This is a genomic window from Cryobacterium sp. TmT2-59, from assembly GCF_004403545.1.
GTDB classification, from domain to species: domain Bacteria; phylum Actinomycetota; class Actinomycetes; order Actinomycetales; family Microbacteriaceae; genus Cryobacterium; species Cryobacterium shii.
Map to the genome: position 1 here is coordinate 49,551 of NZ_SOGM01000006.1, position 7,146 is coordinate 56,696.

At 70.2% G+C, this 7,146-nt stretch carries 5 protein-coding genes; 4 read left to right on the plus strand and 1 reads right to left on the minus strand.

Annotated elements, in window-relative coordinates:
- Positions 1-37: 37 nt before the first annotated feature.
- Entirely contained in the window at positions 38-691 is a 654-nt protein-coding gene (locus tag E3T24_RS00685; RefSeq protein ID WP_134434171.1) for a Maf family protein, read from the plus strand.
- 110 nt (positions 692-801) lie between these two features.
- Complete coding sequence (locus E3T24_RS00690; protein ID WP_134434172.1) at positions 802-2,571, plus strand: biotin carboxylase N-terminal domain-containing protein; 1,770 nt, start codon at positions 802-804, stop codon at positions 2,569-2,571.
- Between the two features lie 112 nt (positions 2,572-2,683).
- Here E3T24_RS00690 and E3T24_RS00695 read toward each other — a convergent pair whose 3' ends face one another.
- Positions 2,684-4,120 carry an NAD(P)H-quinone dehydrogenase gene (locus E3T24_RS00695; protein WP_134403313.1) on the minus strand — a complete coding sequence of 479 codons (1,437 nt, stop codon included), beginning with the start codon at positions 4,118-4,120 and terminating at the stop codon, positions 2,684-2,686.
- A gap of 188 nt (positions 4,121-4,308) precedes the next feature.
- Here E3T24_RS00695 and E3T24_RS00700 point away from each other — a divergent pair, with 188 nt between their 5' ends.
- Together E3T24_RS00700 and E3T24_RS00705 are read left to right on the plus strand one after the other, a co-directional pair.
- On the plus strand, positions 4,309-5,136 hold the full coding sequence (locus E3T24_RS00700; protein ID WP_134364858.1) for a purine-nucleoside phosphorylase: 828 nt from the start codon (positions 4,309-4,311) through the stop codon (positions 5,134-5,136).
- A gap of 206 nt (positions 5,137-5,342) precedes the next feature.
- Entirely contained in the window at positions 5,343-7,094 is a 1,752-nt protein-coding gene (locus E3T24_RS00705) for a phospho-sugar mutase (RefSeq protein WP_134364857.1), read from the plus strand.
- The last annotated feature ends 52 nt before the right edge of the window (positions 7,095-7,146 follow it).

Consider the following 7,146-nt stretch of genomic DNA (forward strand, 5'->3'; position numbering starts at 1 on the left):
CCTGCACGAGCCTCACCCCCACGCACGAAGGGAAACCATGCGCCTCTACCTGGCGTCCACGTCTCCGGCACGGCTCATGCTGCTGCGCTCGGCGGGCGTCGAACCCGTAACCCTGGCCCCCGACGTGGACGAGGCTGCCGTGGCGGCCGAAGCCGCCCGGCACAGCGGCGCGCCCCTCACCCCGCACAGGGTGGTGGAGCTGCTGTCCCGGGCGAAGGCGGAGGCCGTGTCCCTCGCGCTGACCCGGGCGGGCGACATCGGGGACGGCCTCGTGCTCGGCGGCGATTCGGTTTTCGTGATCGACGACGTCATCTACGGCAAGCCGCACACGAGCGAGAAGGCCCGTGAACGCTGGCAGCTGCAGCGCGGCCGCACCGGGCAGCTGTTTTCCGGCCACTGGCTGATCGACCACACGAACGGCGTGGCCGGGCAGGCCGTCGGGGCCGTCGCGGTCGCCGACGTCACCTTCGCCGACGATATCGGGGATGCCGAGCTCGACGCCTACATCGCGACCGGCGAGCCCCTGTTCGTGGCCGGCGCGTTCACGATCGACAGCCTCGGCGCGCCCTTCATCACCCACATCGACGGGGACCCCTCCACCGTCGTGGGGCTTTCCCTCCCGACGCTGCGGCGGCTCGTGAACCGGCTCGGTCACTCCTGGCCGAGCCTGTGGAACCGCCCCTCGAACTGACCTGCGGCACCCGTTTGGCACCCGATTGTAGGCATCCGCACTTTTATCGCCCCTCTTTTTGTGGGAGAGAACCAAAACCGAGGGGGCCGAGCGCCATAAGCTAGGGCACTGTGCCCCCAATAACGAAGGTCCTCATCGCAAACCGGGGCGAAATCGCCGTCCGGGTGATCCGCGCCGCCAAGGACAGCGGGATCCTCTCGGTCGCCGTCTATGCCGACCAGGATCGCGACTCGATGCATTCGCACCTCGCCGACGAGGCCTACGGGCTCGACGGCACCACGAGCGCGGAAACGTACCTCGTGATCGAGAAGCTCCTCTCGGTGGCCAGGCGGTCCGGCGCCGACGCCGTGCACCCCGGCTACGGGTTCCTCGCCGAGAACGCCGACTTCGCCCGCGCCGTCATCGGCGCCGGCCTGATCTGGATCGGCCCCTCCCCCGAGGCGATCGAGAAGCTCGGCGACAAGGTGTCCGCCCGGCGCGTCGCCGAGAGGGTGCACGCACCGATGGCGCCCGGCACCCTCAACCCGGTCGTGGATGCCTCCGAGGTCCTCGACTTCGTTGACCTGCACGGCCTGCCGGTCGCGATCAAGGCCGCCTTCGGCGGCGGCGGCCGCGGCCTGAAGGTCGCCCGCACCCGGGAAGAGGTTCCCGAACTCTTCGACTCCGCCACCCGCGAGGCCGTCGCCGCGTTCGGCCGCGGCGAATGCTTCGTCGAGAAATACCTGGACAAGCCCCGCCACGTCGAGACCCAGTGCCTCGCCGACGCCCACGGCACCGTCGTGGTGGTCTCCACCCGCGACTGCTCACTGCAGCGCCGCCACCAGAAGCTGGTCGAGGAGGCGCCCGCGCCGTTCCTCACCGACGCGCAACGCGACGAGATGTACCGCGCCTCCAAGGCGATCCTCGCCGAGGTCGGCTACGTCGGCGCCGGCACCTGCGAATTCCTGATCGGCCAGGACGGGACGGTGTCCTTCCTCGAGGTCAACACCCGGCTGCAGGTCGAGCACCCCGTGTCGGAGGAAGTGACCGGCATCGACCTGGTGCGCGAGCAGTTCCGTCTCGCCGAGGGCGGGCACCTCACCTACGGCGACCCGGAACCGATCGGGCACTCCTTCGAATTCCGGATCAACGGCGAGGATGCCGGCCGCGGCTTCATGCCCGCCCCCGGCCCCGTGCACGTGTTCAAGCCATCCGGCGGCCCCGGCGTGCGCGTCGACAGCGGCGTGCAGGCCGGAGACGTCATCTCCGGGTCGTTCGACTCCCTGCTGGCGAAGCTGATCGTGACCGGAGCCACCCGGGAAGAGGCCCTCGAGCGCTCCCGCCGGGCCCTGGACGAGTTCGAAGTGGCCGGCCTGCCGACCGTGCTGCCCTTCCATCGCCGCATCGTGCGCGACCCCGCCTTCGCACCGGCCGACGGAGCGCCGTTCTCGATCTACACCCGCTGGATCGAAACCGAGTTCCAGAACGACATTGAGCCGTGGAACGGGTCCCCGGAAGAACTCACCGGTCCCCAGAAACGCCACAACGTGGTCGTGGAGGTGGAGGGCCGCCGGATCGAGGTCAGCCTACCCGTGCGGCTGCTCCCCGGCACGGGCTCCGAGAACACGGCCGGCCCCGCGCCCCGGCGCCGTGGAGGCTCCCACTCGATCCAGACGGCGACGGGCGATGCGGTGCACGCCCCGATGCAGGCGACCATCGTGAAGCTGGCCGTCGCCGAGGGTGACAGCGTCGTCAAGGGCGACCTGCTGCTCGTACTCGAGGCCATGAAGATGGAGCAGCCGCTGACCGCCCACAAGGACGGCGTGGTCGGCACCGTCGGCGCCGTCATCGGCGCCACCGTGGCATCCGGTTTCCTGCTGATGGCCGTGCTCGACGCCTGACGCCCGGCCTCAGGTCTCGGCTCCATTCCGCTCAGTCGCACCAAAAAAACCCTCGTTCCGGGAACGAGGGTTTTTTGGTGTGACTGAGCGAAGATCTCGCCGCGGCCCGGGGCTACTGCACGATGTGCATGGCGCGGGCGGCATCCGAAATCGAGTGCGTCAGCGACGGGTAGACCGGGAACGCCATCGCGACCTCGTCGACGGTGAGCCGGTGCTCCACGGCCAGCGCCAGCGGGAAGATCAGCTCGCTCGCCTTGGGCGCCACGATCACGCCGCCGATAACGGTGCCGGTGGTCGTGGTCGCGAACAGCTTGACGAAGCCGTCCTTGATGCCCATCATCTTGGCCCGCGGGTTGGACGAGAGCGGCAGCTTGTGGATGATGCCGCGGGTGAGGCCGTCCTCGATCTGCTTCTGGGTCCAGCCCACGGTGGCGATCTCCGGCTGGGTGAAGATGTTGGCCGAGACGTTGCGAATCTCGATCGGCTTGACCGCGTCGCCCATGGCGTGGAACACGGCGGTGCGCCCCATCATCGAGGCGACGGATGCCAGCGGCAGCTCCGTCGTGCAATCGCCGGCCGCGTAGACGTTCGGGATGGACGTGCGCGCGACCCGGTTCACCCGGATGTGCCCGGATTCGGTGAGCTGCACGCCCGCCTCCTCGAGCCCGATCCCGGCCGTGTTCGGAATGGACCCCACCGCGATCAGGCAGTGGCTGCCCTCGACCGTGCGACCGTCGGAGAGCGTGGCCAGCACGCCGGTCTCCGTGCGCACGACCGAGGCGGCGCGGGACTTGCTGAGCACGACCATGCCGTTGCGTTTGAAGACGTTCTCGATCACGGCGGCCGCGTCCGCGTCCTCGCCGGGCAGAACCTGGTCGCGGCTGGAGATCAGCGTGACCCGGGCGCCGAGGGCGCGATAGGCGGACGCGAACTCGGCGCCGGTCACGCCGGAGCCGACCACGATGAGGTGCTCGGGCACCGCGCGCAGGTTGTAGAGCTCGGTCCAGCTGAGGATGCGTTCGCCGTCGGGGATCGCGGTCGGCAGGATGCGCGGGGTCGCGCCGACGGAGACGACGATCGTGTCCGCCTCGATCCGGTCGAAGTCGATGCCGGAGCCGTCCTCGGCCGTCGAGACGATCAGACCGCTGGTGCCGTCGAGGCGGCCGTGGCCGCTGACGAGGTTCACGCCGGCGCGCATCAGCGTCGCCTTCATGTCCTCGGACTGTTGGCGGGCCAGGGCCAGGAGCCGCTTGTTGACCGCGGCGAGGTTGATGGCCACTTCCGGGCGGGCCGGCTTGCCCAGCTCGTTGCGCACGAACAGCTGCACGCCGAGGTCGGTGGCCTCGCCGATGGAGTTGGTGGCCTCGGCGGTGGAGATGAGGGACTTGGAGGGGACGACATCCGTGATCACGGCGGAACCGCCGACACCGACGCGCTCGACGAGGGTGACCTCGGCCCCCTGCTGGGCGCCGGCGAGGGCGGCTTCGTACCCGCCAGGCCCTCCGCCGAGGATAGCGATGCGCTGCTTGCGTTCGAACTCGTAGGCCATGCTCATATTCTCCCGTCTCGCGGCGGCCCCCGCCAACCGAGCCCCTCCCCGGCCGAACCAATTCGACGGAGATATGCACGGAATCTGACGCTCAGGCCCGTTTTCGGCCCGAAAATCGCAGAATCTCCGTCGAATCAGTCACGGGCACGCCGCCGAAAACGAGGGGCAATTAGAATGACGGGATGCTGATGACCGACATTAATCCGCTCGACGTTCCCGAAACCGATCCGTTCGACGTCGCACGGACCGCCGCGCGGGAGATCGCCGAGGCCACGGGCATCGCCCGCCACGACATCGCCCTGACCCTGGGCAGCGGCTGGGGCCGCGCCGCCGACCTGATCGGCGAGACCACCCACACCCTCGACGCCGAGGAGATCACGGGCTTCAGCGCTCCCGCCCTCGCCGGGCACGCCGGCAAGCTCCGCTCGGTGCTGCTGCCCGGCGGCAAGCGCGCGCTCCTGATCGGCGCCCGCACGCACTATTACGAGGGCCACGGCGTGCGCCGGGTGGTGCACAGTGTGCGCACCGCTGCCGCCACCGGCGCGACGACCATGATCCTCACCAACGGGGCCGGCGGCATCCGTGAGACCTGGACGCCCGGCACGCCCGTGCTGATCAGCGACCACATCAACCTCACCGCTGACTCACCGCTCGAGGGTGCGACGTTCGTCGACCTGACCGACCTGTACTCCCGCCGGCTGCGCGACCTGGCCCGCACCATCGACCCGACGCTCGACGAGGGCGTCTACTGCCAGTTCCGCGGGCCGCACTATGAGACACCGGCCGAGGTGCAGATGGCCAGGGTCATCGGCGGCCACATCGTCGGCATGTCCACGGCGCTGGAGGCCATCGCGGCCCGCCAAGCCGGGATGGAGGTCCTCGGCCTCTCCCTGATCACCAACCTCGCGGCCGGGATCCAGACGGAGCCGCTCAGCCATGCCGAGGTGCTCGACGCCGGCAAGTCTGCCGAACCGGTCATCAGCGCGCTGCTCGCCCGGATCGTGGCCGCACTGTGAGCCTCGCCGACATGAGCGCCGACGGCATCAACCCGGACGGCGTCAACAACCCGGATGCCCTGAACACGGATGCTCTGAACACGGATGCCCGCAACCCCGGCGAGACCGACGCGACGGCCCGGGGCCGGCACTCCACCCCCTCGGAGAGCACCGCAGACGCAGACGCCGGCACCGACGCGGCGAACGACGCGCTCCTGCCGAACACGATGGTGCTGGACACCATTCAGCCGGCTGACCCGTCCGGCAACGCCGGCACGGGCGCAACGGATGCAACCTCGACCCTGGTCGCCACGGCCGGCGCCTGGCTGAACCAGGACCCCGACCCGGAGACCCAGGCCGAACTGCGCGCCCTCCTCCGCGGGGTCGCCGACGGCGACGCCGGCGCCCTGGCCGAGCTGCACTCCCGCTTCGACGACCGCCTCGCCTTCGGCACGGCCGGCCTGCGCGGCGCGATCGCCGCCGGCTCCAATCGGATGAACCGCGTGCTCGTCTGCCAGGCCGCCGCCGGTCTGGCCGCCTTCCTGATCAAGACCACGCCGCCGGACCGGGTCCCCTCGGTCGTCATCGGTTATGACGGCCGCAAGAACTCCCAGGTGTTCGCCACCGATTCGGCCGCCGTGATGGCCGGGGCCGGGGTGCGCGCCATCCTGCTCCCCCGCCTGCTCCCTACGCCCGTTCTCGCCTTCGCGGTGCGCCACCTCGACGTCGGCGCCGGCGTCATGGTCACCGCCTCGCACAATCCCCCGAACGACAACGGTTACAAGGTCTATCTGGGCGGCGCCAACCAGGGTTCCCAGATCGTGTCACCCGACGACGCGGCCATCGCGGCCGAGATCCTGCGCGTCGCCGCCGAGCAGCAGGTTCCGCAGCTGCCCCGGGCCCCCTACGAGACGGCCCCCGAGTCGGTCGTGCAGGCCTACATCGACGAGACCGCGAGCATCGCCCACCCGCCGCGCGCGCAGGTGACCACGGTTTACACGGCGCTGCACGGCGTCGGCTGGGACACCACCCGGCGCGTGCTCGAGGCGGCCGGTTTCGACCTGCCGACCCTGGTCGACGCCCAGATCGCTCCGGATGGCGCATTCCCCACCGTCGCATTCCCCAACCCGGAGGAACCCGGCGCGATGGACCTCTCCTACGAGACGGCCAGGGAGGTCGGCGCGGAACTGATCATCGCCAACGACCCCGACGCCGACCGGCTCGCGATCGCCATCCCGCAGGAGGGAACCGCGAGCGGCTACCGCCGGCTCAGCGGCAACGAGGTCGGGGCCCTCCTTGGCTGGCGGGCCGCGGAGATCGCGTCCGGTGCGCCCGGCCACGGCGGGGCCACGGGCACGCTCGCCTGCTCCATCGTCTCCACCCCCGCCCTGCAGGCCGTCGCTCAGGCCTACGGGCTGCGGTTCACCGACACCCTCACCGGCTTCAAATGGGTGTCCCGCGCCCCCGGCCTCATCTTCGGTTTCGAAGAGGCGCTGGGATACCTCGTGAACCCGCGCACCGTGCGGGACAAGGACGGCATCTCCGCGGCAGTCGCGCTGCTGTCCCTGGTCAGCGACCTCAAGGCCGAGGGTGTCACCCTGGCCGAGCACCTCGACCGGTTCAGCGAACGGTTCGGCCACTTCGCATCCGGTCAGATCTCGGTGCGGGTCACCGACCTGACCGAGATCGAACGAGTCATGGCCCGGCTGCGGGAGAGCCCCCCGGCCTTCGTCGGACGGATCGCGGTGGACCACATCGACGACCTCGCCGCCGGTTTCAACGGCCTGCCGCCCAGCGACGTGCTGCGGATCCGGCTCGCCGACGGCTCCCGCGTGATGGTGCGCCCGAGCGGCACCGAGCCCAAGCTCAAGGTCTACCTCGACACCAGCAGCACCAACGGATCCGTCGCCGAGCGCAAGGCCGCCGCCGAGGAGACCCTCGCCGAACTCGACCGGGGCATGCGCGAACTGATCAAGTAGCCCGCCACTGTGGCCGTTCCGGTCGAGAGTGCCCGTTGGAACGGGCACTCTC